Origin of the sequence: Pseudomonas sp. REST10, assembly GCF_029542605.1 — a bacterium.
GTDB lineage: Bacteria > Pseudomonadota > Gammaproteobacteria > Pseudomonadales > Pseudomonadaceae > Aquipseudomonas > Aquipseudomonas khazarica.
This window is the reverse complement of record NZ_CP035677.1, coordinates 3,277,565-3,302,705: the sequence shown is the minus strand read 5'-3', so window position 1 is coordinate 3,302,705 and position 25,141 is coordinate 3,277,565. Positions and strand designations below refer to the sequence as shown.

General features: G+C 66.6%; 25 protein-coding genes. 11 read left to right on the top strand and 14 right to left on the bottom strand.

Features of this window, described 5'->3' with window-relative positions; genetic code table 11:
• Position 1: 1 nt before the first annotated feature.
• Entirely contained in the window at positions 2–1,456 is a 1,455-nt protein-coding gene (locus EWH21_RS15625; protein WP_150609210.1) for a TrkH family potassium uptake protein, read from the bottom strand.
• Between the two features lie 298 nt (positions 1,457–1,754).
• Between EWH21_RS15625 and EWH21_RS15620 the strand changes: the two genes are divergently transcribed.
• Together EWH21_RS15620 and EWH21_RS15615 are read left to right on the top strand one after the other, a co-directional pair.
• The gene (locus tag EWH21_RS15620) at positions 1,755–2,126 is read left to right on the top strand and encodes a YkgJ family cysteine cluster protein (protein WP_152488469.1); all 372 of its coding nucleotides are present in this window, start codon (positions 1,755–1,757) and stop codon (positions 2,124–2,126) included.
• 116 nt (positions 2,127–2,242) lie between these two features.
• Positions 2,243–2,803, top strand: coding sequence for a nitroreductase (locus tag EWH21_RS15615; protein ID WP_277698781.1), 561 nt, complete (start codon positions 2,243–2,245; stop codon positions 2,801–2,803).
• Between the two features lie 12 nt (positions 2,804–2,815).
• Here the strand turns inward: EWH21_RS15615 and EWH21_RS15610 are convergent, their stop codons facing one another.
• The 5 genes from EWH21_RS15610 to EWH21_RS15590 form a co-directional block, all read right to left on the bottom strand.
• Positions 2,816–4,144, bottom strand: a complete 1,329-nt coding sequence (locus EWH21_RS15610) for a HAMP domain-containing sensor histidine kinase (RefSeq protein WP_277698780.1) — start codon at positions 4,142–4,144, stop codon at positions 2,816–2,818.
• A 65-nt stretch (positions 4,145–4,209) separates the two neighbouring features.
• Positions 4,210–4,623 (bottom strand): Spy/CpxP family protein refolding chaperone, encoded by a 414-nt coding sequence (locus EWH21_RS15605; RefSeq protein WP_134678192.1) that lies wholly within the window; start codon positions 4,621–4,623, stop codon positions 4,210–4,212.
• Positions 4,624–4,761: 138 nt separating this feature from the next.
• Positions 4,762–5,439 (bottom strand): response regulator transcription factor, encoded by a 678-nt coding sequence (locus tag EWH21_RS15600; RefSeq protein WP_277698779.1) that lies wholly within the window; start codon positions 5,437–5,439, stop codon positions 4,762–4,764.
• A 3-nt stretch (positions 5,440–5,442) separates the two neighbouring features.
• Entirely contained in the window at positions 5,443–5,823 is a 381-nt protein-coding gene (locus tag EWH21_RS15595) for a translation initiation factor 2 (IF-2, GTPase) (RefSeq protein ID WP_277698778.1), read from the bottom strand.
• Positions 5,824–5,864: 41 nt separating this feature from the next.
• Positions 5,865–6,164, bottom strand: coding sequence for a YciI family protein (locus EWH21_RS15590; RefSeq protein ID WP_037054175.1), 300 nt, complete (start codon positions 6,162–6,164; stop codon positions 5,865–5,867).
• A gap of 119 nt (positions 6,165–6,283) precedes the next feature.
• Here EWH21_RS15590 and EWH21_RS15585 point away from each other — a divergent pair, with 119 nt between their 5' ends.
• The 6 genes from EWH21_RS15585 to scpB all read left to right on the top strand — a co-directional run bounded on the left by EWH21_RS15585 (position 6,284) and on the right by scpB (position 11,755).
• Complete coding sequence (locus EWH21_RS15585) at positions 6,284–7,150, top strand: PHP domain-containing protein (RefSeq protein ID WP_037054174.1); 867 nt, start codon at positions 6,284–6,286, stop codon at positions 7,148–7,150.
• Positions 7,151–7,163: 13 nt separating this feature from the next.
• Entirely contained in the window at positions 7,164–7,790 is a 627-nt protein-coding gene (locus EWH21_RS15580; protein WP_037054172.1) for an L-threonylcarbamoyladenylate synthase, read from the top strand.
• Between the two features lie 82 nt (positions 7,791–7,872).
• Positions 7,873–9,087: a tryptophan--tRNA ligase gene (locus tag EWH21_RS15575; RefSeq protein WP_080756945.1), complete on the top strand. Its 1,215-nt coding sequence runs from the start codon at positions 7,873–7,875 to the stop codon at positions 9,085–9,087.
• Between the two features lie 139 nt (positions 9,088–9,226).
• The gene (locus EWH21_RS15570) at positions 9,227–9,940 is read left to right on the top strand and encodes a ScpA family protein (RefSeq protein WP_167494400.1); all 714 of its coding nucleotides are present in this window, start codon (positions 9,227–9,229) and stop codon (positions 9,938–9,940) included.
• Between the two features lie 43 nt (positions 9,941–9,983).
• Positions 9,984–10,877: a DUF4261 domain-containing protein gene (locus EWH21_RS15565; RefSeq protein WP_037054166.1), complete on the top strand. Its 894-nt coding sequence runs from the start codon at positions 9,984–9,986 to the stop codon at positions 10,875–10,877.
• Between the two features lie 80 nt (positions 10,878–10,957).
• Complete coding sequence (scpB, locus tag EWH21_RS15560) at positions 10,958–11,755, top strand: SMC-Scp complex subunit ScpB (RefSeq protein WP_277698777.1); 798 nt, start codon at positions 10,958–10,960, stop codon at positions 11,753–11,755.
• Between the two features lie 18 nt (positions 11,756–11,773).
• Here scpB and gltS read toward each other — a convergent pair whose 3' ends face one another.
• From gltS to EWH21_RS15545, 3 genes are read right to left on the bottom strand one after another with little or no spacing between them, the layout of a single operon-like run.
• Positions 11,774–12,985 carry a sodium/glutamate symporter gene (gene gltS, locus EWH21_RS15555; RefSeq protein ID WP_277698776.1) on the bottom strand — a complete coding sequence of 404 codons (1,212 nt, stop codon included), beginning with the start codon at positions 12,983–12,985 and terminating at the stop codon, positions 11,774–11,776.
• A gap of 35 nt (positions 12,986–13,020) precedes the next feature.
• Complete coding sequence (hutG, locus tag EWH21_RS15550; protein ID WP_277698775.1) at positions 13,021–13,962, bottom strand: formimidoylglutamase; 942 nt, start codon at positions 13,960–13,962, stop codon at positions 13,021–13,023.
• 20 nt (positions 13,963–13,982) lie between these two features.
• Positions 13,983–14,708: an IclR family transcriptional regulator gene (locus EWH21_RS15545; RefSeq protein ID WP_047588944.1), complete on the bottom strand. Its 726-nt coding sequence runs from the start codon at positions 14,706–14,708 to the stop codon at positions 13,983–13,985.
• 164 nt (positions 14,709–14,872) lie between these two features.
• On the opposite strand from EWH21_RS15545, the gene rluB reads away from it, so the two are divergent.
• Entirely contained in the window at positions 14,873–15,988 is a 1,116-nt protein-coding gene (gene rluB / locus EWH21_RS15540; protein WP_152488478.1) for a 23S rRNA pseudouridine(2605) synthase RluB, read from the top strand.
• Between the two features lie 56 nt (positions 15,989–16,044).
• Here the strand turns inward: rluB and EWH21_RS15535 are convergent, their stop codons facing one another.
• The 5 genes from EWH21_RS15535 to EWH21_RS15515 all read right to left on the bottom strand — a co-directional run bounded on the left by EWH21_RS15535 (position 16,045) and on the right by EWH21_RS15515 (position 20,860).
• Positions 16,045–16,971, bottom strand: a complete 927-nt coding sequence (locus tag EWH21_RS15535; RefSeq protein WP_150609223.1) for a GGDEF domain-containing protein — start codon at positions 16,969–16,971, stop codon at positions 16,045–16,047.
• A 241-nt stretch (positions 16,972–17,212) separates the two neighbouring features.
• Positions 17,213–17,953 carry a YciK family oxidoreductase gene (locus tag EWH21_RS15530; protein WP_179553972.1) on the bottom strand — a complete coding sequence of 247 codons (741 nt, stop codon included), beginning with the start codon at positions 17,951–17,953 and terminating at the stop codon, positions 17,213–17,215.
• 105 nt (positions 17,954–18,058) lie between these two features.
• Entirely contained in the window at positions 18,059–18,730 is a 672-nt protein-coding gene (gene mupP, locus EWH21_RS15525) for an N-acetylmuramic acid 6-phosphate phosphatase MupP (RefSeq protein ID WP_037054143.1), read from the bottom strand.
• Entirely contained in the window at positions 18,730–19,428 is a 699-nt protein-coding gene (gene ubiG, locus EWH21_RS15520; protein ID WP_277698774.1) for a bifunctional 2-polyprenyl-6-hydroxyphenol methylase/3-demethylubiquinol 3-O-methyltransferase UbiG, read from the bottom strand. The genes mupP and ubiG overlap by 1 nt, the downstream gene beginning before the upstream one ends.
• A gap of 91 nt (positions 19,429–19,519) precedes the next feature.
• Entirely contained in the window at positions 19,520–20,860 is a 1,341-nt protein-coding gene (locus EWH21_RS15515) for a TRZ/ATZ family hydrolase (protein ID WP_277698773.1), read from the bottom strand.
• A gap of 159 nt (positions 20,861–21,019) precedes the next feature.
• Here EWH21_RS15515 and mtnA point away from each other — a divergent pair, with 159 nt between their 5' ends.
• Both mtnA and gyrA read left to right on the top strand, forming a co-directional pair.
• Entirely contained in the window at positions 21,020–22,096 is a 1,077-nt protein-coding gene (mtnA, locus tag EWH21_RS15510) for an S-methyl-5-thioribose-1-phosphate isomerase (RefSeq protein WP_277698772.1), read from the top strand.
• Between the two features lie 224 nt (positions 22,097–22,320).
• Complete coding sequence (gene gyrA, locus EWH21_RS15505; RefSeq protein ID WP_277698771.1) at positions 22,321–25,092, top strand: DNA gyrase subunit A; 2,772 nt, start codon at positions 22,321–22,323, stop codon at positions 25,090–25,092.
• Positions 25,093–25,141 lie beyond the last annotated feature (49 nt).

Below are 25,141 nucleotides of genomic sequence, written 5' to 3'. Positions count from 1 at the left end.
ATCAGTGTTTCCAGAAGCTGCGGGTGACCAGCACCAGGACGGTAAGGATTTCCAGGCGGCCCAGCAGCATGCCGATGGACAGCAGCCATTTGGCCGAGTCGGGCAGGCTGGCGAAGTTGCCGGCCGGGCCGATGATCGGGCCGAGGCCCGGCCCGACGTTGCACACCGCGGTGGCGGCGCCGGTCAGGGCGGTGACCCAGTCCAGGCCGGTCAGGGTCAGTGCCAGCGCCAGGACGCCGATGGTGATGGTGAAGAAGAAGGAGAAGGTGATCAGCGAGCGCACGATCTCCTCGTCCAGGTTGTGGTTGTTGTACTGCTGCTTGATCACCGCCCGTGGGTGCACCAGCTGCATCAGGTTGGCCTTGAGCAGCACGTAGGCGACCTGGAAGCGGAAGATCTTCAGGCCGCCCGAGGTCGAGCCGGAGCAGCCGCCCATGAAGGTCAGGTAGAAGAACAGCAGGACCGCGAAGCTGCCCCAAGTGGTGTAGTCGCCGAGGGCGAAGCCGGTGGTGGTGACCACCGAGGTGACGTTCACCGCGACGATGCGGAGGGCGTCCAGCCAGGCGTATTCCGAGTTGATCCACAGCCAGGTGCCGAACACCAGCCAGGTCAGCAGCAGGAAACCGATGAAGCCGCGCACCTGATGATCCTTGAACAAGGCCTGGCGGTTGCCCCGGACGAAGGCGACGTAGAGCATGAAGGGCATGCCGCCGAGCAGCATCAGGACGACGGCCGTCCAGTGCACGGCCGGTTGTGGCCAGTTGGCCAGCGACGAGTCCGAGGTGGAGTAGCCACCGGTGGAAATCGAGGTCATGGCATGGTTGACGGCATCGAACAGGTTCATGCCGGCAGCCCAGTAGGCCAGAATGCCCAGCAGGGTGAGGGCCACGTACACCAGCAGCAGGTACTTGGCAGCCACGTGCGAGCGCGGCATCACTTTCTCGCCCCAGTCCGACGATTCGGTCTGGAACAGGCGCATGCCGCCCACGCGCAGCAGCGGCAGGATCGCCACCGCCATGCCGATGAAGCCGATGCCGCCGAGCCACTGCAGCATGGAGCGCCAGATGAGGATGCCCGGCGACATGTGATCCAGCCCCGTCAGCACCGTGGAACCGGTGGTGGTGATACCCGACATGGTCTCGAAAACCGCATCGGTGTAGCTGATGTGCGCGATCAGCATCATGGGCAGCGCGGCGAAGCTGCACACCACGCTCCAGCTGCCCGTGGTGAGCAGGTACATGTCGCGTGGGCGCAGCTGGGCGTTCTGCGGACGTCCGGGGATGACCAGCGCCAGGCCGGCAATCAGGGTGATCAGGCTGGACCAGAGGAAGGCGTTGAGGTCTTCGGGATGCTCGAAGATCAGCAGGGTCAGCATGGGGATGGCCATGCTCACCGCCAGGGTAATCAGGAATATGCCGATGATGAATCCGATGATGCGCAGCGTCGGCAAGGCCATGTAGGGGGCTCTGGCGGTTGGAAATGCGCCATTCTACCCACCGACGGGCGGCTGTAAACCGCTGCAACCCGGCTGGGTGAAAACCAGGCGGGCGTGGCGCTGGCAGGCGAGAACGCGCTTTGCGGACAGTGTAAACGAGCCTCTCCAGCGTGCTCGCGCATGCGCCTCTCAGCGCCCGGGCAGGGCCGCTTGCAGCGCTTTTCTCGCGAGCTGGGGGAGGGGGCTTTACAAGCGCATGGCCGCGCATAGAATAGCCGTCCGTTGCTGGCGTCCGTCGGTTTCCGAGTCCTTCCCCAAAATGTCCGAAGCTAATCCCTGCCTCACGTGCGGCGCCTGCTGCGCGTTCTTTCGTGTGTCCTTCTTCTGGGGCGAATGCCAATCCGCTGGCGGCAGCGTCCCCGATGAACAGGTGATCCAGATCAGCCCTCACTATGTCGCGATGCGTGGCACCGAGAGCAAGCCGGCACGTTGTGTCCAGCTGCTCGGCGATGTCGGCTGCGGCGTGCGCTGCACCCTGTACGAGCAGCGTTCGAGCAGTTGCCGCGACTTCCAGGCCTCCTGGGAGAACGGCGTGCACAACCCGCGTTGTGACGAGGCCCGCAAGGCACATGGGCTGCCGCCGCTGACGCCACCGGTGAAGCCGGTGATATCGCCCGACCGGGTCGCCTGACAGTCGCCTCCAGCAGCGCCTGCGCCGCAGTGCCGGGCTGCAGGCCTCCGCCTGAGCTTGCAGCCTGTAGCGTGCAGCACCGAGAATGCGCGTTCTTCGTTTCAAGGAGGTGGCCGATGGAGGCTCTCGACGCTCTGCTCAACCGTGTTTCCGTTCCCCGTCTGGTCGACCCGGCGCCGGATGCGGCGCAGCGTGAGCTGCTGTTCCGCGCCGCCCTGCGTGCCCCTGATCACGGGCAACTGCGTCCGTGGCGCTTTCTCACCATCGAGGGCGAGGCGCGTGGGCGCATGGGCGAATTGTTCGCCGAGGCGCTGCAGGTGAAGGATTCCCAGGCAACGCCCGAGGCGCTGAGCAAGGCCCGTGGCATGCCGCTGCGTGCGCCGCTGCTGGTGGTGGTGATCGCACGGGTCCAGGCGCATCCCAAGGTTCCCGAGTCCGAGCAGGTGATCGCAGCCGGGTGTGCGGCGCACGGCATGCTGCTGGCCGCTCATGCCCAGGGTATCGGTGCCGTCTGGCGCACCGGCGACATGGCCTACGACGCGCATGTCGGCAAGGGCCTGGGCCTGGCGGCGGACGAGCAGATCATCGCCTACCTCTACCTCGGCACAGCGGAGCGCGAGCTGCGTCGCGCGCCGGAGCTCGCGCTCGAGGATTTCGTCAGCCCCTGGAACGGCTGAGCGCTGCGCTGATCAGCCCGCCTGCTGCTTGAGTGGCAGGCTGAGGGTGGCGACGAAGCCGCCCTCCGGGTGATTGGCCAGCAGCAGCTCGCCACTGTGGCGCTGTGCCGCGCGGCGGGCGATGGCCAGCCCCAGGCCATGCCCGGCTGCGCTCTGACCCGGCGCGCGAAAGAACGGCTTGCCCAGCTGCTGCAGGTGCGCCTCGGCAACGCCCGGGCCGTGGTCGCGCACGCTCAGCAGCAGGCGCTGTTGCTGGCGCTGTACCCGGATCAGCACCGGCTGCTCGGGTGGATTGAAGCGCAGGGCATTGCGCAGCAGGTTGTCGAGCGCACGTTCGAGCATGTCCGGCCAGCCCATGAGCTGAATGCCCGGCTCCAGGTCGATCTGCAGTCGCTGTTCGGGAGCGGTCAGGCGCGCGTCCTCCTGCAGCTTGTCGAGCAGGGCGGCGAGGTCGACCGGCTGGGCTGCACCCGTGTCGGCATCCAGGCGGGCGAGGGCCAGGATCTCGCTGATCAGTGCTTCCAGGCGATCGCATTCCTGGCTGAGACGCGGCCACAGCTTGTCCCGTTCTGCCGGGCTGGCCCGTTCCGCCAGGGCCAGGGCGATGCGCAGGCGGGCCAGGGGCGAGCGCAGCTCGTGGGAAACGTCGCGCAGCAACTGGCGCTGGCTGCCAATCAGTCCTTGCAGGCGTTCGCCCATACGGTTGAAGTCCTTGGCCAGCAGGCCCAGTTCGTCGCGGCGCGTGGCCAGACGCGCCAGGCTGTTCTGCTGGTAGGCGGTCTGCCCCAGGTCGTGCACGGCGCCGCGCAGGCGGTCCAGCGGACGGGTGATCGACAGCGTCAGCAGCAGGCTGAACAGCGTCAGTACCACCAGGGCGATCGCCAGCGCGCTGAGCGGCCAGAACAGGCTGCCCCGGTGCCAGGCGGCGAGTTCGGGGTGCGGGATACGGTAGATGAACAGGTAGCTCTCGCCGCTTTCCGGGCTGGTGTACTCGGCCGTCAGACGGCGCCAGGGCAGGCGTCGTTCATCGTGCTGGCGCGCCTCGAAGGCGGCGGCGCGTGATGGAAAGGTGCCCCTGACCAGCGACTGTCCGCTTTCGCCGAGCACCTGGGTGTCGATGCGGTAGCGGCGCTTGCGCTGTTCGAGGAAGTCCTGGGCGGCCTCCTGCCCATCGTGCTCATAGCGCCGGACCCACTCGCTGTCGAGGCCGTCCAGGCCCGGGTGCATGCTGAGGACCCAGGCGTCCTGGTTAAGGGCGCGGCCCAGCAGCAGGAACAGGCCGGCCACCAGGGCGATGGCCAGCCAGAATGTCGCCAGGATGCGCCAGAACAATGAACGCACGCGATGTCCTCATGCAGAAGCCGCCGGGCCCGGAGGGCGCGGCGGCGGATCGATGGAGATGGATGTCAGTTGGCGTTCTTGTCCTTGTCGGCCTTCCAGGCCTTGAACTCGGCCATTTCGGCGCGACGTGCCTCCATCTTCTTCTGGTGCTCGTCGAACGCCTTCTGCTGTTCCGGGTTGAGCAGGTCACGCAGGGCCTTGTGCTGGTCGGCGCGCGCCTTGTCCAGCTCTTTCTTCATGGCCTGCTTCTCGGCTTCCGGCAGCTTGTCCAGGTAGCGCTTGGTGATGTCGCGATGGCTCTTCATCTGCTCGCCCATCAGCTTGCGGAACTCCTGGCGCTGCTCCTTGCTCAGGTTCAGCTCCTTGAACATGTCGGGGCCACGGTCATGATGGCGCGGGCCGCCGTCTTCCATGGGCATGGCGAAAGCCAGGGTCGGCAGGGTCGCGGCGAACAGCAGGGCGGTGAGGGTCTTGCGCATGGTGATTCTCCTTGTCTCGAAACCGGTAACGACCGGATGGGCTCAGTATGCGGCGGTCAAGGTCAAGGGCGGTCAGGCGACGGTAAAGCTTGGGTAAAGGCGATGTTGCAGGCTGTTTACGCAGCGCCGGCAGCGCCTTCAGGGGGTGTAGTAATAGCCACGGCTGCGCAGGGCAACGATGCGCGGGCGGCCATCCGGGTGCGGGCCGAGCTTCTTGCGCAGGTTGCTGACATGCATGTCGAGGCTGCGGTCGTAGAGCGTCAGCTTGCGGCCCAGGGCGAGCTGCGCCAGGGCCTGCTTGTCCACCGGCTCGCCGGGCTGACGCAGCAGGGCTTCCAGTAGGCGACTCTCGGACAGGGTCAGCGGCACGTCATGTTCGGCGATGCTGACCACGCCGCGATTGGGGCTGAAGCTGAGGTCGCCCAGCTCCAGCTGGCTGCTCGCCGGTGCGGGTGCCGTGCGCCGCAGCACGGCGCGCAGGCGGGCGGTCAGCTCGCGTGGGTCGCAGGGTTTGGCCAGGTAGTCGTCGGCGCCCAGCTCCAGGCCGAGAATGCGGTCCAGCGGCTCGCCTCGGGCCGAGAGCATCAGTACCGGCAGCTCCGCATGTTCACCGCGCAGCTGCTTGAGCAGCTCCAGGCCGCTGCCGTCCGGCAGCATCACGTCCAGCACCACGGCGTCGGGCGCCTGCGAGGCGAGGGCCTGGCGGGCGCTGCCGGCTTCATGGCAGGCGGTGACCTGGAAGCCTTCCTGGGTCAGCCAGCTGGCGAGCAGCTCGCAGAGTTCCTGGTCGTCGTCGATCAGCAGCAGTCGGCTCATGGTTCAGTTGATCCACTCGCGGCGGCTCTTGCGATTGCCGCGCAGCAACGCGCCGACGAAGATCGAGACCAGGCTGAGCCCGGCGCCCAGGGCGAACCAGGTCTGCGTGTCGCTCAGCAGGCTGGGTTGCACCTGCGCCTGGCTTTCCTTGAGCTGCATGCGCAGGCGCTGGTTCTCCTGGCGCAGGCGCTGCAACTGCACGGTGCTGCTCGCTTCCTGCTCGCTGCGCAGTTGTTCGCTTTGCGCCAGGCGCTGTTCGAGCACCTGATGGTCGGCGTCTACGCTGGCTGGCGCAGGGGCAGGCGGAACGGTTTCCTCTTCTGCCTGTGCCGCAGAGCCGATCAGCACCAGGGCGACCAGCAGGGACAACGGGATCGAGCGCATGGCGATTCCTTGTAGGCGCGAGCAGCGTGGCGGCTGTCCGTTCAGGGCAGCACTTTCTTGAAGGGTTTGACCAGCACGTTGGCATAGACGCCCGCGGCACGGTACGGGTCGGCGTCGGCCCAGCTCTGCGCCGCTTCCAGAGAGTCGAACTCGGCAACGATCAGGCTGCCGCTGAAACCTGCCGGGCCCGGATCGTTGCTGTCGATCGCCGGGTGCGGACCGGCCAGCAGCAGGCGGCCTTCCTGCTTCAGCTGTTCCAGGCGGGCGAGGTGCGCAGGGCGCGCGGCCAGGCGGTTTTCCAGGGAGTTTTCGACGTCGGTGGCGATGATGGCGTAGAGCATCTCAATCCTTAATTCAGGGTCGAAGCGGGGGAGGGATGAGGCATTTGCGCCATACGGCGACGGCGTTGGCGCGGATGTGGGGCATAATAACAAACATCAATCTCAACGAAAGCGCCGCCATGATTGTCGATCTGCACTGCCACAGCACCGCCTCCGATGGCGCCCTGGCCCCCGCCGTACTGGTGGCCCGGGCGCATGAGCGTGGCGTGCGGGTGCTGGCGCTGACCGATCACGACACCCTGGAAGGCCTCGATGAGGCGCGGCGTGCGGCGACTGCCCTGGACATGCGCCTGATCAACGGCATCGAGCTGTCCTGCACCTGGGGTGGTGCGACCATCCATGTGCTCGGCTATGCCTTCGAGCGCGAGGCGCCGGCGCTGCGCGATGCCATCGAGGCCCTGCACCATGGGCGCTGGCAGCGCGCCGAGGAAATCGACCGGCGCCTGGCGGCCAAGGGCATGCCGGGTGCGCTGCAGGGCGCCCGGGCCGTGCAGCAGGAACTGGGCGACAGTGGCAATGCGCCGGCGCGGCCGCATTTCGCCGAATTCCTCGTGCGTGCCGGCCATGTGCGTGACCGCGCCGAGGCGTTTCGCAAGTGGCTGGGCTCGGGCAAGCTGGGCGATGTCAAACAGCATTGGCCAACGCTGGAGGAAACCCTCGCCACCTTGCGTTCGGCCAGGGCCTGGATCAGCCTGGCGCATCCGTGGCAGTACGACTTTACTCGCAGTAAGCGCCGACGTCTGGTGGCCGACTTCGCGGCATTGGGTGGGCATGCCTTGGAAGTGGTGAATGGCATGCAGCCGGCCGAGCAGGTCGGTGGCCTGGCGATCCTGGCGCGTGAATTTGGCTTGATGGCCAGTGTCGGCAGCGATTTCCATGCGCCGGGCGACTGGTCCGAACTGGGCATGTACCGCCCGTTGCCCGATGACCTGACGGCGCTCTGGGAGCGCTTCGAACATGCACAGCCATCCGCTGTCACTCAATGAGCAGGGAGCAAGCGTGAGTCAATTTTTCCAGGTGCACCCGGAAAACCCCCAGGCACGCCTGATCAAACAGGCCGTGGAGATCATTCGTGGCGGCGGCGTGGTGGTCTATCCGACCGACTCGTCCTATGCCCTGGGTTGTGCCATCGGCGACAAGAATGCGGTCGAGCGCATTCGTCGCCTGCGCCAGCTCGACGACAAGCACAACTTCACCCTGGTCTGCCGCGACCTGTCGCAGATCGGCCTGTTCGCCAAGGTCGATACCGCCGCCTTCCGCCTGCTGAAGAATCACACCCCCGGCCCCTATACCTTCATCCTCAATGCCACGCGCGAAGTGCCGCGCATGCTCCTGCACCCCAAGCGCCGCACCATCGGTATCCGGGTGCCCAGCCATCCCATCGCCCTGGCGCTGCTGGAGCAGCTCGGCGAACCGCTGATGAGCGTCAGCCTGATCATGCCGGGCGACGAGCTGCCGATGTCCGACCCGTACGAGATGCGCCAGGTGCTCGAGCATCATGTCGACCTGATCATCGACGGCGGCTTCGGCGGGCTGGAGGCCTCCACCGTGGTCAATCTGGCGGACGACAGCCCCGAGGTCGTGCGGGTCGGTTGCGGCGATCCCGCGCCGTTTCACGATCTCTGAGACGGCCTGTCACGCGGCTTTTCCGTTGTGACCGCTGCTGCCCTATACTCCGTGGCCTTGTCTGGATTTTGGGTAGAACGGTTTGAGCCTTAACGACTCCGAACGTCGGGTGCTTTCTGGAATGCGTCCGAGCGGTCGTCTGCACCTCGGGCACTATCACGGCGTGCTGAAGAACTGGGTCAGGTTGCAGCACGAGTACGACTGCTTCTTCTGCATCGTCGACTGGCATGCGCTGACCACCGAGTACGCGGAGGTCGGCCAGCTGTCCCAGCACGTCATGGACATGGCGGTCGACTGGCTGTCGGCCGGCGTCAGCCCCAGTTCGGCGACGCTGTTCGTGCAGTCGCAGGTGCCCGAGCACGCCGAGCTGCATCTGCTGCTGTCGATGATCTGCCCGCTGAGCTGGCTGGAACGCGTGCCGTCGTACAAGGAGCAGCAGGACGGTCAGTCCGGCAAGGACCTTTCCACCTACGGCTTCCTCGGTTATCCGCTGCTGCAGGCCGCCGATATCCTGCTGTATCGGGCCGGGCAGGTCCCGGTCGGCGCTGATCAGCTGCCGCACATCGAGTTCGCCCGCGAAGTGGCGCGGCGTTTCAACCATCTGTATGGCAGCGAGCCGGACTTCGAGGTGAAGGCCGAAGCCGCCATCGGCAAACTCGGCAAGAAGCTCGGCAAGCTCTACAGCAACCTGCGCAAGGCCTACCAGGAGCAGGGCGATGCGCAGGCGCTGGAAACCGCCCGCGCCCTGCTCAAGGAGCAGAGCACCCTCACCCTGGGAGACCAGGAGCGCCTGTTCGGCTATCTGGAGGGTGGCGGCAAGGTGATCCTGGCCGAGCCGCAGCCGATTCTCGCCGAGTTCTCGCGGGTGCCGGGGCTGGACGGGCAGAAAATGGCCAAGTCCAGCGGTAATGCGATATTCCTGCGCGACAGTGATGCCGAGCTGGAGGAAAAACTGCGGCGCATGCCCACCGACCCGGCGCGCGTGCACCGCGACGATCCGGGCGAACCGCAACGCTGCCCGGTGTGGTCGCTGCACCAGCTGTACTCCAGCGACGAGCAGTTGCACTGGGTCATCGAAGGCTGCCGCAGCGCCGCGATCGGCTGCCTCGACTGCAAGAGCCGCCTGTGCTCCTCGCTGCAGAGCGAGCTGGCGCCCTTGCAGCGGCGTGCGATCGACTACGAGGACAGCCCGGACCTGGTCCGCAGCATCCTCGCCGAAGGGGCCGAGCGCGCACGTGACGAGGCACGCGACACCCTGGCCGAGGTGCGCATGGCCATGGGCCTGAACTACCGCTGAAGGAGCGCTCGCCGTGAGTGAACCCGTCACGCCGTCGATGGACAACCAGGCTGGTGCCCAGCAGGAACTGCCGTTCGCCCTGGTATATGGCGAAGCGGTCACCGAACTGCCGCTGGACCTGTACATCCCCCCGGACGCCCTGGAGGTGTTTCTCGAGGCGTTCGAGGGGCCGCTGGACCTGCTGCTCTATCTGATCCGCAAGCAGAACATCGACATCCTCGACATCCCCGTCGCGGAAATCACCAAGCAGTACATGGGCTATGTCGAGCTGATGAAGTCGGTGCGCCTGGAGCTGGCTGCCGAGTACCTGGTGATGGCCGCCATGCTCGCCGAGATCAAGTCGCGCATGCTGCTGCCACGCTCGACCGAGACCGAGGACGAAGAGGATGACCCGCGTGCGGAGCTGATCCGCCGTCTGCAGGAGTACGAGCGCTTCAAGGCGGCCGCCGAAGACCTCGATGAGCTGCCGCGAGTCGGCCGCGACGTCATCGTGCCCAGGCTGGATGCCCCCGAGGCCAGGGCGCGCAAGCTGCTGCCGGATGTCAGCCTGGAAGAGGTGCTGCTGTCGATGGCCGAGGTGTTGCGCCGCGCCGACATGTTCGAAAGCCATCAGGTCACCCGTGAGGCGCTGTCTACCCGCGAGCGCATGAGCGAGGTGCTGGAGCGTCTCAAGGGCGGCGCGTTCGTGCCCTTCGTCGAGCTGTTCGCTGCGGAGGAAGGGCGGCTCGGCGTGGTTGTGACCTTCATGGCAATTCTCGAGTTGATCAAGGAATCGCTGGTCGAACTGGTGCAGAATGCGCCGTTTGCCGCCATCCATGTACGAGCCCGCATCGAGCAGGATGTGGAGGCGTAACGCGCGAGTCGTCCTGGGAAGCGTTGAACAAAGGGAGTTTCAGGTGAGTATCTTTTCGCGTTTCTTCGGTCGCCGCGACGACGCTGCCGCAGAGCCGGCCCGTCTGGTCGCCAATCCCGCCAGCGAAGGGCGAGTCAGCCTGCAGGTGCTGTTCCCGGCTGCGCTGCAGCTGGATCAGGACGAGCTGACCCGCGTCCTGCGTGCCTATCACCCGGAAATGGCCGCAGCGAGCTGCGAGGTGTCCGACGAAGTCGAGCAGTTCTTCGCCCTGGCCGGCTGGGGAGAGCACGTGGTGCGGCTGCTCGGCTTCGATGCGCCGTTCCCTGCGCAATCGCTGGAGTCCTGCGTGGCCCCCGCGCATTATCCGCAGGCGCTCAAGGATGAGGTGCGCGCCCATGCCAGCCATGTCCTGCTGTACTACGCCGGGCATGACGACGACCCCCTGGAGCAATACGTGGTGCTGGCCGCAGTCGCCGGTGCGCTGGCGCATTTCGGTGCCATCGCGGTGCTCAACGAGAGTGGCAGGACCTCCTTGCCCGCAGCGATCTTCAATGACCAGGGGCTGGGGCGCGAGAGCCTGGACGTGCTGCGCGGCATGCCGCTGACCGCGCTCTACTGCGGCTTCGTCAAATACGACGTCGAAGGCGTGCAGGGCACCTGGATGCGTACCTACGGCGGTGGTGTGTTCGGTATCGCCGACTTCGCCGTGCTGGCCGAGGGGCACCATGAGGGCGAACGCTACTCGGAGCTGTTCGACAACGTGATGAGCTACCTGCTGAGCAGCGGCGCGCAGATGGCCCCCGGGCACACCCTGCAGGTCGGCGAGGACGCCTTCATGCGCCTGCGGGCACCGCTGGCCGAGGAATACTTTCTCGACGGGCCGGACCCGCTGCTGGTCGCCGAGATCATCGCGGCGCATGAGGCCAATCCGGCCTGAAGCGCTCCTCGGCATTTGCTAGACTGCCGGGCCGCATTTAATGTGGCCCTTTCACTTCTTGTCCCCAGGTTTGCCAGATCATGACGCTGTCCGATCCGCACCAGCTTGCCACCGTGCTCGAAGGCCTGCTCCTGGCGGCGGGCAAGCCCATGTCCCTGGAGCGCCTGTTCGAGCTGTTCGAGGAGCACGAGCGTCCGGACAGCGGCGTCTTTCGCGAGGCCCTGAGCATCCTGGCGCGCAGCTGCGAGGGGCGTGCATTCGAGTTGAAGGAAGTCGCTTCGGGCTACCGCCTGCAAGTGCGTGAGCGCTTCGCCCCCTGGGTCGGACGGCTGTGGGAGGAGCGGCCGCAGCGCTACTCGCGCGCGCTGCTGGAAACCCTGGCGCTGATCGCCTATCGGCAGCCGATCACCCGTGGCGAGATCGAGGATGTGCGCGGCGTGGCGGTCAACAGCAACATCACCAAGACCCTGCTCGAGCGCGAGTGGATTCGCGTGGTGGGCTATCGCGACGTCCCGGGGCGGCCGGCCATGTTCGCCACCACCAAGGGCTTTCTCGATCACTTCAACCTCAGGAGCCTCGACGAACTGCCGCCGCTGGCCGCGCTGCGGGAGCTGGAACCCGAGCCGCAACTGGCGCTGGATGACGAGGCGGAAGTGCCGGAAGGGCTGCAGGCGCGCGCCGATCTGGCGCTGCAGGAGGAGGGCGAGGCCGCCGAGCCGCGGGAGGAAACCAGTTTCCGCAGCCTGCTGGCCGAACTCGACACCATGGAGCTGGGGCTCAAGACCGATTTCGACGACTTGCCCGAGCCGGAGTCCGAACCCGAGCCCGAGGCGCTGGAAGTCGACGAGCCCGAGCCACGGCCAGCGGCGGACGACTGAGGTCCGCCGCCCGCTGTATCAACCGGCGAAGGCGTTGATGAACCAGGTGATCGCCGGCAGCGCGACGATATCGATCAGCACGGCGCCGCACAGCGGCACGATGATGAACGCCTTGTAGGAAAACACCTTGTAGTGCTCGCAGACCGCGCCCATGTTCGCCACCGCGTTGGGCGTGGCGCCCAGGCCGTGGCCCATGAAGCCGGCGCAGAGCACGGCGGCGTCGTAGTCGCGGCCGAGCAGGCGGAACAGCACGAACACGGTCAGTAGCAGCATGATCACCACCTGGATCAGCAGCACGCCCAGCAGCGGCAGGCCGAGTTGTTCCAGCTCCCAGAATTTCAGGCTCATCATCGCCATGGTCAGGAACAGCCCGAGGCTGACGTCGCCCAGGGTGCTGATGGCGCTGTCGGGCAGTTCCAGCAGGCGCATGCGGTCATTCAGGTTGCGCACGATGATGGCCACGAACATGGCGCCGACGTAGCTCGGCAGGACCACGCCCAGGTGCGCATCGAGCGCGCCGCCGAGCCAGAAACCCAGCACCATGATCACCAGGATGCAGGTCAGCAGACGCAGCAGGGTGGCGCTGTCGAGCGTGCCCACGCTGCCCTGGCTGGCGCGTTCGAGCTGGCTCAGCTCGGCGCTGTTGTGGCTGTCCAGGCGCAGCTGGTGGCGGCTGATCAGCCAGCGCGCCACCGGTGTGCCGAGCAGGCCGCCAGCGACCATGCCGAAGGTGGCCGCAGCCAGCGCCGCGGTGGCCGCGCCCTGGGCGCCGAGCCCTTCGGCCACCGGGCCGAATGCCGCCGCCGCACCGAAGCCGCCTTCGAGCGACACCGCGCCGGCCATCAGGCCCAGCAGCGGGTCGAGGTTGAACAGCCCGGCGGCGCCGACGCCGACCAGGTTCTGCAGGATGGCCAGCGCCCAGCAGGCGCCGAGGTAGATGAACAGCGTCCTGCCGCCGTGGCGCAGCAGGCCGAGGCTGCCGCCGAGGCCGACGGTGGTGAAGAAGGCCACCATCAGCGGGCCTTGCAGGGCGGTGTCGAGGGTCAGTTCGAGCACGCCGAGCTTGCGCAGCAGCCAGATCACCAGGGCGAAGCCGAAACCGGCGACCACCGGTGCCGGTACGCAGAGGAAGGTCAGCACGCGGCTGTGGCGCTTGAGCAGCACGCCGCCGCCGAGCAGCAGCAAGGCGAGCGCCGTGGTGGTCAGGGCGTCGAGGTTCAGAGTCATCATTGTCATTGTTCTCTAGGGGTGGGCGGTGGCAGGGGTCACTCGAGCAGGCAGGCGGCCAGGCGTGCGGCGCAGCGAGCGGTATGGGCGTCGATGTCCAGACGCGGGTTGAGTTCGGCGATGTCGGCCAGGCGCAGCTTGCCGCTGGCCGTGACCAGGCGCAGCAGGCGCTCCACCAGCGCCAGCTCCACGCCATGCGCGGACGGGGCGCTGACGCCGGGCGCCTGGGCGGCGGGCAGCACGTCCAGGCACAGGGTCAGGTAGAGCTGGTCGATCTCGCCGAGAAAGAGTTCCAGGGTCTGCTCGATTTGTGCCTGGTTGCCGGCGTGCATCTGGTGGTCGAGCAGGTAACGCACCTCGAGGCGCTCGGCCTCGGCGAACAGCGCGGCGGTGTTGTTGGGCCGGCTGACGCCCAGGCAGCAGTAGTGGAAAGGCCGGCCCTGGCGCGCGCAGCGCTCGGCGATCTGGCGAAACGGCGTGCCCGAGGAGGCCCGCTCGGCGTGGCGCAGGTCGAAATGGGCATCGAAGTTGAGGATGCCGATGCGTGCCTCGGGGGCGTGCTCGGCCAGGTGATCGGCCAGGCCGCTGTAGCTGGCGAAGGCGATCTCATGGCCGCCGCCGAGGCCCAGCGGCAGGTGGCCGGCGTCGAGCAGGTGGCGGATATCGGCGGCAAAGCGTTGCTGGGCCTGCTCCAGGTCGGCATCCTCGCAGCGCACGTCACCGGCATCGTAGAGGGCGTGGGGCGCGTGCCAGGCGAGATTGGCCAGGGCCCGGCGCAGGGCCAGCGGGCCTTCGCAGGCACCGGGGCGACCCTGGTTGCGCTGCACGCCCTCGTCGCAGGCGAAGCCCAGTAGGGCCACGCCTGGGGGCTGCGGCGCGTGGTCCAGTGGCTGTACCCACTGGTGCCAGCGCCGGGCGCCGCTGCCTTCGCCGGCGTCGATGCGGCCTTGCCAGGGGGTCATGTCCAGGTGTGCGTGCATGGGGCTCGTTCTCTCTCGTCTCAGTCCAGGCGCGCGCTGACTCGCGCGGCGCTCTCCAGGGTCCAGCGTTGCAGCTGCTCTGCGCGCGCCTGCACGCGGCTGGCCGGGCCCATCAGGCTCAGCGCGCCGTGCAGGCGGCCACGGCTGTCGAGCAGGGCGGCGCTCACGCCCCACACGCCCTCGTCGATCTCGCCCAGGCTGGTGCTGTAGCCGCAGGCGCGAATCTGCTCCAGCTCTTCGCGCAGCGCTGCGTGTTGACTGGCGTCCAGCCCCTGCTGGGTCAGCAGCGCCTCGAGCTCGCTGGACTCCAGGTGGGCCAGCAGGGTCTTGGCCGAGGCGCCGTGCAGCAGCGGCTGGGCCAGGCCTTTCTGGTAGCAGCAGCGCAGCGGCTGCGGGCTGTCGATCAGCTCCACGCAGATCACCTGGCCGTTGCTCGGCAGCATCAGCCCGACGCTTTCCTTGCTCAGCTCGGCCAGGCGCCGCAGCTCGGGCTTGGCCAGGCTGACCAGGGTCGAGTCGCGGTCGAAGCGCTTGGCCAGCAGCAGGCAGGCCGGTCCCGGCAGGTAGCGGCCGTGGCCCTGGTCTTCGGCCAGACCCCAGCGCAGCAGGGTGTTGAGGTGCCGGTAGGTGCTGCTCAGCGGCTGGCCCAGGCTGGCCGACAGTTCCTTGGCCGACAGCGCCTGTGGCGAGCGGCCCAGGGTGACGAGAATCTGCAGCAGGCGGTCGGTGGGGTTCGAATAGTTCATGCTCGGCATCCTTGATGATTTTTTTCGTCTAGTGAAATCAGGTTCCCGCTGGGTGGGAATTTTTAGCGATTTTCCCCACTTGCGCCTGGCCTGCTAGGCTTCAGGAGCCCACACGCGTATGATTCGCGCCCGTTTCTACCCTTGTCACACCGGGAGGTGCCCAGATGAACGAACACGAACAACCACGCCCTGCAGGCGAGAAACTGCAGAAAGTCCTGGCCCGCATGGGGCTGGCCTCACGTCGTGAGATCGAGACCTGGATCGGCGAAGGCCGCGTCAAGGTCAATGGCGTTGCCGCGACCCTCGGCCAGCGCGTCGACAGTCACGACGCCATCGCGCTCGATGGGCGCCTGCTCAAGCGCGAAGAGATCGCCGGCTCGGTACGCCGCGTGCTGATCTACAACAAGCCCGATGGCGAGATCTGCACCCGCGACGATCCGGAAGGCCGTCCGACCGTCTTCGACCGCTTGCCGCGACCGAAGGAAGGCCGCTGGATCAACATCGGTCGCCTCGACATCAACACCACCGGCCTGCTGCTGTTCACCACCGACGGTGAGCTGGCCAACCGCCTGATGCACCCGTCCTACCAGATGGACCGCGAATACGCGGTGCGGGTACGCGGCGAGGTGACCGAGGAAATGCTCGAGAACCTGAAGAAGGGCGTCATGCTCGAGGACGGTCCGGCCAAGTTCACCGACATCAAGGAAGCGCCTGGCGGTGAAGGCTTCAACCACTGGTACCACTGCGTGGTGATGGAAGGCCGCAACCGCGAGGTGCGCCGTCTGTGGGAATCCCAGGGGCTGGTGGTCAGCCGTCTGAAGCGCGTGCGCTTCGGCCCGGTATTCCTGACCTCCAACCTGACCATGGGGCGCTGGCGCGAGATGGATCAGCGCGAGGTCGACATCCTCAGCGCCGAAGTCGGGCTCACCCCGCAGGCGTTGCCGGCGATGAAGGAAAAGACCCGCGAGAAGCTCGACCGCCTGCAGCGCAAGTCGGCCAAACCGGTGGATGTGCGCGGCAAGCGCGTGCTGCGTCCGGCCAAGGACGAAGCCGCTGGCGAGGCCCGTCCGGGGCGTGCGCCGCGCAAGGGTGCCGATGAACGCCGTGAGGGTGGGCGTGGTACGCCGGTCGCCGAGCGTCCGGGCGATACCAAGAAGCGCCAGCCGCGCCCGGCGGTCGAACTCGCCGATCGCCCCGCCCGCAAGCCGCGCCCGGCAGGGCCGGACAAGCGTTCGCCCACTGGCGATGGTCAGCGCCCAGGCTTCGGCCGCAAGCGCTGAGTGATGAAAAAAGGGACTCCATGGAGTCCCTTTTTCATTGCCGGCGTGGCGCGCTTTCAGCCTGCCATCGACAGGCGGTTGCGTCCTTCGCGCTTGGCCACGTAGAGGGCGTTGTCGGCGCGGCGCAGCAGGCTTTCACTCGACTCGCCGGGCAGCAGGCAGGCACAGCCAAGGCTGATCGACACGTCGATGGGGCGACCGGCGTCCAGGCATTGCAGCTCCATCACCGCGAAGCGCAGGCGTTCGCCGACCAGGGCTGCGCCTTCGCGACTGGTGCCCGAGAGCACGACCAGGAATTCCTCGCCGCCGAAGCGAAACACCATGTCGATGTTGCGCAGCTGGTTCTTCAGGGTCTGGGCCACGGCCTTGAGCACTTCGTCGCCCAGTGCGTGGCCATGGTTGTCGTTGATCGACTTGAAGTGGTCGATGTCCAGCATCAGCAGGGACAGCGGCTGCAGGTTGCGGCGGGCCAGATCCACCTCGCGCTGCAGCACCTGGTCCATGGCGATGCGGTTGCCGGTGTCGGTCAGCGGGTCGCGCAGCGCGCTCTGCAGGGCCGTGCGGTAGAGCAGGGCATTGCGCAGTGGGAACAGCAGGCAAGCCAGCAGCGCCTCCAGTTGCACCAGTTCCTCTTCGGAGAAGCGCTGCTTGCGCCTGAAGATCAGTTCGCCCAGGTATTCCCCTTCATGACTCAGGCGATAGCCGGCCGAGTGCGGCGCGCGTTCCCCCAGTTCCAGGCGCAGGTCCTGCGACGGGTGCTGGAAGGCCAGGGCGTCGAGTGGCACCAAGCGCTGCACTTCGCGGAAGAACAGGTTGAGGATGCGCTCCGCATCCAGGCTGGTCTGCAGTTGCAGGCTCAGCTGATGGTACAGCTCCACAAGGCTGGCGGGCTTGAGCGGCAGGTTGCGATTGCCGGCGAAGCCGAGACGCTGCAGCTTGGCCGCGTCGAAATCGATGGTGTTGGAACGGCTGGGGGGGACCATGGAGCAGAACCTCTGGCGCGATGGTGCGACGAGAGGGTTAGAGCGAATATCATGCCAAGTGGTTCAAGTGAGCTGAAACTCCTGTGAAGTCAGTCACTTAGCTGGTTGAAAAAATGTCACGTGGCAAGCGTTTGCCGGTTGTCTGACGCCGATGCTGGCAATGTGCTGCCGCCAGGGCAGGGTGGTGGCAGATTTCTGTCATGTGGCGGGCCGCAGGTGCCTGCGGCCCGCAGTGGGCGGGTCACTGGGCGTCGAAGGCCTGACCGTTGACCCCTTGGCTGTCCGGCCCCATCAGGTAGAGGTACAGCGGCATGATGTCCTCGGGCAGCGGGCGGGTGGCCGGATTTTCCCCCGGATAGGCCTGGGCACGCATGGCGGTGCGCGTAGCGCCGGGGTTGATGCTGTTGGCGCGCACGTTGCTGATACCGTCCAGTTCGTCGGCCATCACCTGCATCAGCCCTTCGGTGGCGAATTTGGAGACCGCGTAGGCGCCCCAGTAGGCGCGCCCCTTGCGGCCGACGCTGCTGGAGGTGAAGGCGACGGAGGCGTCCTGCGACAGCTTGAGCAGGGGCAGCAGGGTGCTGCTGAGCATGAACATGGCGTTGACGTTGATGTGCATCACGCGCATGAAGTTGTCGCCGGAGAGTTGTTCCAGCGGCGTGCGCGGGCCGAGGACCGAGGCGTTGTGCAGCAGGCCGTCGAGGCGCCCGAACTCGTTCTCGATCATCACCGCCAGCTCGTCGTACTGGTGCGGCAGGGCGGTTTCCAGGTTGAAGGGGATCACCACCGGCTGCGGGTGACCGGCCGCCTCGATCTCGTCATAGACCTGGCTCAGGTTGGCCTCGGTCTTGCCCAGCAGCAGCACGGTCGCGCCGTGGGCCGCGAAGCTCTTGGCGGCGGCGGCACCGATACCCCGGCCGGCGCCGGTGATCAGGATGACGCGATCCTTGAGCAGGTCTGGGCGGGCGCTGTAATCGAACATGAACAATCTCCTTCGGCGAGCTGCAAGCCTCGGGCTGCAAGTCTCAAGATAAAGCGAAAGACGGGGGCAGGCAGCATGCCTGGTGTGGCGCGAGCGGCGGCTGCGTCAGCAGCCGCACAGGGCGCGGTCGAGCACCGCGCGCAGTTCCTGCGGGTGGTCGACCACGACGTCGGCCCCCCAGTTGCGCGGGTTGTCTTCGGGGTGGATATAGCCGTAGGTCACGGCGGCGGTACGGCAGCCGGCGGCGCGACCCGACTCGATGTCGCGGGCGTCATCGCCGATGAACAGCACTTCCTCGGGCTTGACGTTCATCTGCTGGCAGGCGAGCAGCAGCATGTCCGGGGCCGGCTTGCTCTGCTTGACGTGATCCGGGCAGACCAGCACCGCCGAGCGCTCGGCGAGATTCAGGCGCTGCATGATCGGCTCGGCGTAGCGCACCGGCTTGTTGGTGGCGACGCCCCACTGCAGGCGCGCCAGCTCGATGTCGCCGAGCAGTGCTTCGATGCCGTCGAACGGGCGCGTCAGGACCGCGCAGTGTTCCTGGTAGCGCTCGAGAAACTCCTGGCGCAGGGTCTCGAAGGCCGCGGAATCCGGGTCCTCGTCGAAGGCGCAGGCGACCATGGCGCGAGCACCGCCGGAAACCTGGTCACGAATGGCCTTGTCCGCCAGTGGCGGCAGGCCACGAGCGGCGCGCATGGCCTGGGTGATGGCGATGAAGTCCGGCGCCGAATCGAGGAGGGTGCCGTCCATGTCGAACAGAACTGCGCGCAAACGCATCAGTCTTTCCTCAGCGTCTGGATCATGTAGTTGACGTCGACATCCGCTTCCAGCTTGTAGTGCTTGGTCAGCGGGTTGTAGGTCAGGCCGATGATGTCCTTGACCTCGAGGCCCGCCGCGCGGCTCCAGGCGCCGAGCTCGGAGGGGCGGATGAACTTCTTGAAGTCGTGGGTGCTGCGTGGCAGCAGGCGCAGGATGTACTCGGCGCCGATGACGGCGAACAGGTAGGCCTTGGGGTTGCGGTTGATGGTGGAGAAGAACACCTGGCCGCCCGGCTTGACCAGCTTGTGGCAGGCGCGGATCACGGAGGAGGGATCCGGTACGTGCTCGAGCATCTCCAGGCAGGTGACCACGTCGAACTGGCCGGGCATTTCCTCGGCCATGGCTTCGGCGGTGATCTGCCGGTATTCGACCTCGACGCCGGACTCCAGCTGGTGCAACTGGGCGACGGAGAGCGGGGCTTCGCCCATGTCGATGCCGGTGACCTTCGCGCCGCGCTGGGCCATGGCCTCGCTGAGGATGCCGCCGCCGCAACCGACGTCCAGTACGCGCTTGCCGGCCAGGCTGACGCGTTCATCGATCCAGTTGACCCGCAGCGGGTTGATGTCGTGCAGGGGTTTGAACTCGCTCTCGCGGTCCCACCAGCGGTGTGCCAGGGCCTCGAATTTGGCGATTTCGGCGCGGTCGACGTTGCTCATAAGCATCTCTTTCAAAGCATGGAAAGCGTATCGCCGTCATGTTGCCAGTTTAAGTCCTGGCGTGGGGCGGCGCGGGTTCGTTCAATGTATGTCAGTTTGTCGCAGGTTCGGGCGAGCCTCTGCCGATTTTCCTGCCCCAGTCCCTGGCTCTGGCGATCAGTTCGCGCTCGTCCATGCGGGTCAGACGGCCCTCGTCCAGCAATTGCTTGCCGCCCACCCAGAGGTGTTTCACGCAGTCGCGAGCGCTGGCGTAGACAAGCTGCGATACCGGATCGTAGACCGGTTGCTGGGCCAGGCCGGAGAGGTCGAAGGCGACGAGGTCGGCCAGCTTGCCGGTTTCCAGCGAGCCGACCTGGGTGTCCAGGCCGAGGGCGCGGGCGCCGTTGAGCGTGGCCATGCGCAGTGCGCTGTGGGCGTTCAGGGCCGTGGCCGAGCCCGATACGGCCTTGGCCAGCAGGGCGGCGGTGCGCGTTTCGCCGAGCAGGTCCAGGTCGTTGTTGCTGGCGGCGCCGTCGGTGCCGATGGCGACGTTGACGCCGGCCTGCCACAGGCGCTCGACCGGGCAGAAGCCGCTGGCCAGCTTGAGGTTGGACTCCGGGCAATGGACGATGCTGCAGTTGTGCTCGACCAGCAGGGCCAGGTCGTCGTCGTCGATCTGGGTCATGTGCACGGCCTGGAAGCGCGGGCCGAGCAGGCCCAGGCGGGCCAGGCGGGCCAGGGGGCGCTCGCCGTGCTTGGCGACGGCCTCGGCCACTTCCTGCGCGGTTTCATGCACGTGCATGTGAATGCCGGCATCCAGCTCGTCGGCCAGCATGCGCACCTGTTCGAGCTTGTCGTCGCTGACCGTGTAGGGCGCGTGCGGGCCGAAGGCGATGCGGATGCGCGGGTGCTGCTTGAGGTCGTCGAACAGTTGCAGGCCCTTGCGCAGCGCCTCGGCGGCGTTGAGTGCGCCGGGGACGGGGAAGTCCAGCACGGGGACGGTGATCTGCGCGCGTACGCCTGCCTTGTGCACGCACTCGACGGCCGTCTGCGGGTAGAAGTACATGTCGGAGAAGCAGCTGATGCCGCCCTTGATCTGTTCGGCGATGGCCAGGTCGGTGCCGTCGCGGACGAAGGCCTCGTCGACCCATTTGCCCTCGGCCGGCCAGATATGCTCGTGCAGCCAGGTCATCAGCGGCAGGTCGTCGGCGATGCCACGCAGCAGGGTCATCGCCGCATGGCCGTGGGCGTTGATCAGGCCGGGGGCGAGCAGGCAGTCCGGCAGTTCGCGCACCTCGCTGGCGGGATGGCGCAGGGCCTCGGCGCGCGGGGCGATCAGCACGATGTGCCCGTCGCGAATGCCCAGGCCATGCTCGCGCAGCACCACACCAGCCGGCTCCACGGGCACCAGCCAGGTCGGCAGGAGCAGAAGGTCGAGAGGAGCTTGGGGCATGGGAGCGTGTCCGTCTGGCTTGAAGGCTGCATGGAAGGCCGCCAGTGTATAGATGAACGCGCGTTGCTTGAAGTCGCCGGGGCTGCTGGATTGTTCGGTTGGCGCCTGCTTCTCTGCGTATAATCCGCGATTTTTTGATGGTTAAGGGTGGGGTGCGCGATGCGCGAGCAATTGCTGGCGGTGGAGAAGGTCCAGGCGATCGAGTGGCGCGATGGTGCGCTTTATCTGCTCGACCAGCGCCTGTTGCCGCATCGGCAGACCTGGTTGCGCTACGACTCCGCGGCAGCAGTGGCGGATGCGATTCGCGACATGGTGGTGCGCGGTGCGCCGGCGATCGGGATCGCGGCGGCCTATGGCCTGGTGCTGGCGGCGCGCGCCAGGCTGCAGGCGGGCGGTGACTGGCGCGATGCGCTGGAGGCGGACTTCGCTCGTCTGGAGCAGGCGCGTCCTACTGCGGTGAACCTGTCCTGGGCCCTGCAGCGCATGCGCGAGCGCCTGGCGCGGCTCAAGGATGACGAACAGGCGCTGCAGCAGCTGGAGGCCGAGGCGATCGGCATTCACGCCAGTGACCGTGAGGCCAACCTGACCATGGCGCAGCTCGGCATGGAGCTGATTCGCAAGCACCAGGGCAATCCGCAGGTGCTGCTGACCCATTGCAATGCCGGGGCGCTGGCCACCGGCGGTTTTGGTACCGCGCTCGGGGTGATCCGCGCTGCGCACCTGGAAGGGCTGGTCGAGCATGTCTATGTCGACGAGACCCGTCCCTGGTTGCAGGGCGCGCGCCTGACCGCCTGGGAGCTGGCCGGCGACGGCGTGCCGGTCAGCCTCAACGCCGATGCGGCGGCCGCGCACCTGATGAAGACCAAGGGCATCACCTGGGTGATAGTCGGCGCCGATCGCATCACTGCCAACGGCGACGTGGCCAACAAGATCGGGACCTATCAGCTGGCGGTCAATGCCATGCACCATGGCGTGCGGCTGATGGTGGTAGCGCCCAGTTCGACCATCGACATGAACCTGGAAAGCGGCGAGGACATCCTGCTCGAGGAGCGCGATGGGCGTGAGCTGCTGGATGTTGCCGGGCACCGGATGGCGGCGGATGTGCATGCGGTCAATCCGGTGTTCGACGTGACGCCAGCTGACCTGGTCGACTACATCGTGACCGAAAAGGGCGTGGTCGAGCGTCCGGACAGCGCGAAGATGGCGCAACTGATGTGCCGCAAGCGCCTGCACTGAGTGCGCCGCGCACTCCCTGTCGCGGGGTAGGTGTGCGGCACGCTTTGTGGTAATCTCCGGCAGTTTTCAGGGGGGCTGGTCACAGCCGCCTTCACTGCATCGAATCGTGACATAACTCGTTGATTTGTCGTGAGTCGCTGATGGCTCGAAGCTATCGCGACGTGCTCCATGGCGTTCAGGAAGAATGACGCGGAGTTTCACCAGAAAAAGGAACCAGGCTTCTCATGGGCGAACTGGCCAAAGAAATCCTCCCGGTCAATATCGAAGACGAGCTGAAACAGTCCTACCTCGACTACGCGATGAGCGTGATCGTCGGGCGTGCGCTGCCGGATGCGCGCGATGGCTTGAAGCCCGTCCACCGTCGTGTGCTGTACGCCATGAGCGAACTGGGCAACGACTGGAACAAGCCCTACAAGAAATCCGCCCGTGTGGTCGGTGACGTGATCGGTAAATACCACCCGCACGGCGACACCGCGGTGTACGACACCATCGTGCGGATGGCGCAGGACTTCTCCCTGCGTTACCTGCTGGTCGACGGTCAGGGCAACTTCGGTTCGGTGGACGGCGACAACGCCGCCGCCATGCGTTACACCGAAGTGCGCATGACCAAGCTGGCCCACGAGCTGCTGGCCGACCTGGACAAGGAAACCGTGGACTGGGTGCCGAACTACGACGGCACCGAGCAGATTCCGGCGGTGATGCCGACCAAGGTGCCGAACCTGCTGGTCAACGGCTCGTCGGGTATCGCCGTGGGCATGGCCACCAACATCCCGCCGCACAACCTCACCGAGGTGATCGATGGCTGCCTGGCGCTGATCGACAACGCCGAGCTGACCGTCGATGACCTGATGCAGTACATCCCCGGCCCGGACTTCCCCACCGCCGGCATCATCAACGGCCGTGCCGGGATCATCGAGGCCTACCGTACCGGTCGCGGGCGCATCTACATCCGTGCCCGCGTCGAGGTCGAGGATATCGACAAGTCCGGCAACCGCCAGCAGCTGGTGGTCACCGAGCTGCCGTACCAGCTGAACAAGGCGCGTCTGATCGAGAAGATCGCCGAGCTGGTCAAAGAGAAGAAGATCGAAGGCATCACCGAGCTGCGTGACGAGTCCGACAAGGACGGCATGCGCGTGGTGATCGAGCTGCGTCGTGGCGAAGTGCCGGACGTGGTGCTGAACAACCTCTACGCCCAGACTCAGATGCAGAGCGTGTTCGGTATCAACGTGGTGGCGCTGGTCGATGGTCAGCCGAAGACCCTGAACCTCAAGGAAATGCTCGAGGTGTTCGTTCGTCACCGCCGTGAGGTGGTGACCCGCCGCACCGTCTACGAGCTGCGCAAGGCCCGCGAACGTGGCCACATCCTCGAAGGCCAGGCCGTGGCGCTGTCCAACATCGACCCGGTGATCGAGCTGATCAAGGCCTCGCCGACGCCGGCCGAGGCCAAGGAGCGTCTGCTTGCCACGGCCTGGGAATCCAGCGCGGTGGAAGCCATGGTCGAGCGCGCCGGCGCCGACTCCTGCCGCCCGGAAGGGCTGGACGAGCAATACGGTCTGCGTGACGGCAAGTACTACCTGTCGCCGGAACAGGCGCAAGCCATTCTGGAACTGCGTCTGCACCGCCTGACCGGCCTGGAGCACGAGAAGCTGCTGGCCGAGTACCAGGAAATCCTCGCCCTGATCGGTGAGCTGATCCGTATCCTGACCAGCCCCGAGCGTCTGATGGAAGTCATCCGCGAGGAGCTGGAGAAGGTCAAGGCCGAGTTCGGTGACGCCCGTCGTACCGAGATCATCGCCTCGCGTCAGGACCTGACCATCGCCGACCTGATCACCGAGGAAGAGCGCGTCGTCACCATCTCCCACGGCGGTTATGCCAAGAGCCAGCCGCTGGCGGCCTACGAGGCCCAGCGCCGTGGCGGCAAGGGCAAGTCGGCCACCGGGGTGAAGGACGAGGACTACGTCGAGCACCTGCTGGTCGCCAACAGCCATGCCACCCTGCTGCTGTTCTCCAGCAAGGGCAAGGTGTACTGGCTGCGCACGTTCGAGATCCCCGAGGCGTCGCGCACCGCGCGCGGCCGCCCGCTGGTCAACCTGCTGCCGCTGGACGAGGGTGAGCGCATCACCGCCATGCTGCAGATCGACCTCGAGGCCCTGCAGCAGAGCGCCGGTGCCGACGAGGACCTGGACGAAGAAGGCGTGGTGATCGAAGGCGAAGCCGTCGAAGTCGCCGAGGTCGAGGAAGTCGAGGAAGTCGAGGGCGAAACCCCCGAGCTGGTCGCCGAGCCGACAGGCGCCTACATCTTCATGGCCACCGCCTTCGGTACCGTGAAGAAGACGCCGCTGGTGCAGTTCAGCCGTCCGCGCAGCGCCGGCCTGATCGCACTGCGCCTGGAAGAGGGGGACACCCTGATCGCCGCCGCGATCACCGATGGCGCCAAGGAAGTCATGCTGTTCTCCGACGCTGGCAAGGTGCTGCGTTTCGCCGAAAGCAAGGTGCGCACCATGGGTCGTACTGCGCGCGGTGTACGTGGCATGCGCCTGGGCAAGGATCAGGAGCTGATCTCCATGCTCATTCCCGAGTCCGGTGCGCAGATCCTCACGGCATCCGAGCGCGGCTTCGGCAAGCGCACCGGCCTGGGCAAGTTCCCGCGTCGCGGTCGTGGTGGCCAGGGCGTCATCGGCATGGTGACCAGCGAGCGCAACGGCAAGCTGGTCGGTGCCATCCAGGTGCAGGACGGCGAGGAAATCATGCTCATCTCCGACCAGGGCACGCTGGTGCGTACCCGCGTCGACGAAGTCTCCAGCTCGGGTCGTAACACTCAGGGCGTGACGCTGATCAAGCTGGCCAAGGATGAAACCCTGGTCGGTCTGGAGCGTGTGCAGGAGCCGACGCCGGTCGAGGATGACGAATTGCTCGAAGGTGAGGAGGGCGTCGAGGTCGCCGAAGAGGGCTCCGAGGCACCAGTCACCGACGCCGAGGAAGGCAGCGAGGAATAAATACGCGCCTCGTGGGAGGGGCTTCAGCCGCGACTGTCGCCGCTGAAGC

Excerpts from the sequence above, each read along its gene's own strand:
- EWH21_RS15600 (WP_277698779.1), bottom strand. The coding sequence starts at position 5,439 with ATGAGCCGACTGCTGCTGATCGACGACGACCAGGAACTCTGCGAGCTG.
- EWH21_RS15590 (WP_037054175.1), bottom strand. The coding sequence starts at position 6,164 with ATGCTCTACGCCATCATCGCCACCGACGTCGAAAACTCCCTGGAAAAC.
- EWH21_RS15535 (WP_150609223.1), bottom strand. The coding sequence starts at position 16,971 with ATGGTCCCCCCCAGCCGTTCCAACACCATCGATTTCGACGCGGCCAAG.
- EWH21_RS15620 (WP_152488469.1), top strand. The coding sequence starts at position 1,755 with ATGTCCGAAGCTAATCCCTGCCTCACGTGCGGCGCCTGCTGCGCGTTC.
- EWH21_RS15595 (WP_277698778.1), bottom strand. The coding sequence starts at position 5,823 with ATGCGCTCGATCCCGTTGTCCCTGCTGGTCGCCCTGGTGCTGATCGGC.
- gyrA (WP_277698771.1), top strand. The coding sequence starts at position 22,321 with ATGGGCGAACTGGCCAAAGAAATCCTCCCGGTCAATATCGAAGACGAG.
- rluB (WP_152488478.1), top strand. The coding sequence starts at position 14,873 with ATGAACGAACACGAACAACCACGCCCTGCAGGCGAGAAACTGCAGAAA.
- gltS (WP_277698776.1), bottom strand. The coding sequence starts at position 12,985 with ATGATGACTCTGAACCTCGACGCCCTGACCACCACGGCGCTCGCCTTG.
- EWH21_RS15545 (WP_047588944.1), bottom strand. The coding sequence starts at position 14,708 with ATGAACTATTCGAACCCCACCGACCGCCTGCTGCAGATTCTCGTCACC.
- EWH21_RS15615 (WP_277698781.1), top strand. The coding sequence starts at position 2,243 with ATGGAGGCTCTCGACGCTCTGCTCAACCGTGTTTCCGTTCCCCGTCTG.
- hutG (WP_277698775.1), bottom strand. The coding sequence starts at position 13,962 with ATGCACGCACACCTGGACATGACCCCCTGGCAAGGCCGCATCGACGCC.
- scpB (WP_277698777.1), top strand. The coding sequence starts at position 10,958 with ATGACGCTGTCCGATCCGCACCAGCTTGCCACCGTGCTCGAAGGCCTG.
- ubiG (WP_277698774.1), bottom strand. The coding sequence starts at position 19,428 with ATGAGCAACGTCGACCGCGCCGAAATCGCCAAATTCGAGGCCCTGGCA.
- EWH21_RS15625 (WP_150609210.1), bottom strand. The coding sequence starts at position 1,456 with ATGGCCTTGCCGACGCTGCGCATCATCGGATTCATCATCGGCATATTC.
- EWH21_RS15605 (WP_134678192.1), bottom strand. The coding sequence starts at position 4,623 with ATGCGCAAGACCCTCACCGCCCTGCTGTTCGCCGCGACCCTGCCGACC.
- EWH21_RS15585 (WP_037054174.1), top strand. The coding sequence starts at position 6,284 with ATGATTGTCGATCTGCACTGCCACAGCACCGCCTCCGATGGCGCCCTG.
- mtnA (WP_277698772.1), top strand. The coding sequence starts at position 21,020 with ATGCGCGAGCAATTGCTGGCGGTGGAGAAGGTCCAGGCGATCGAGTGG.
- EWH21_RS15515 (WP_277698773.1), bottom strand. The coding sequence starts at position 20,860 with ATGCCCCAAGCTCCTCTCGACCTTCTGCTCCTGCCGACCTGGCTGGTG.
- mupP (WP_037054143.1), bottom strand. The coding sequence starts at position 18,730 with ATGCGTTTGCGCGCAGTTCTGTTCGACATGGACGGCACCCTCCTCGAT.
- EWH21_RS15530 (WP_179553972.1), bottom strand. The coding sequence starts at position 17,953 with ATGTTCGATTACAGCGCCCGCCCAGACCTGCTCAAGGATCGCGTCATC.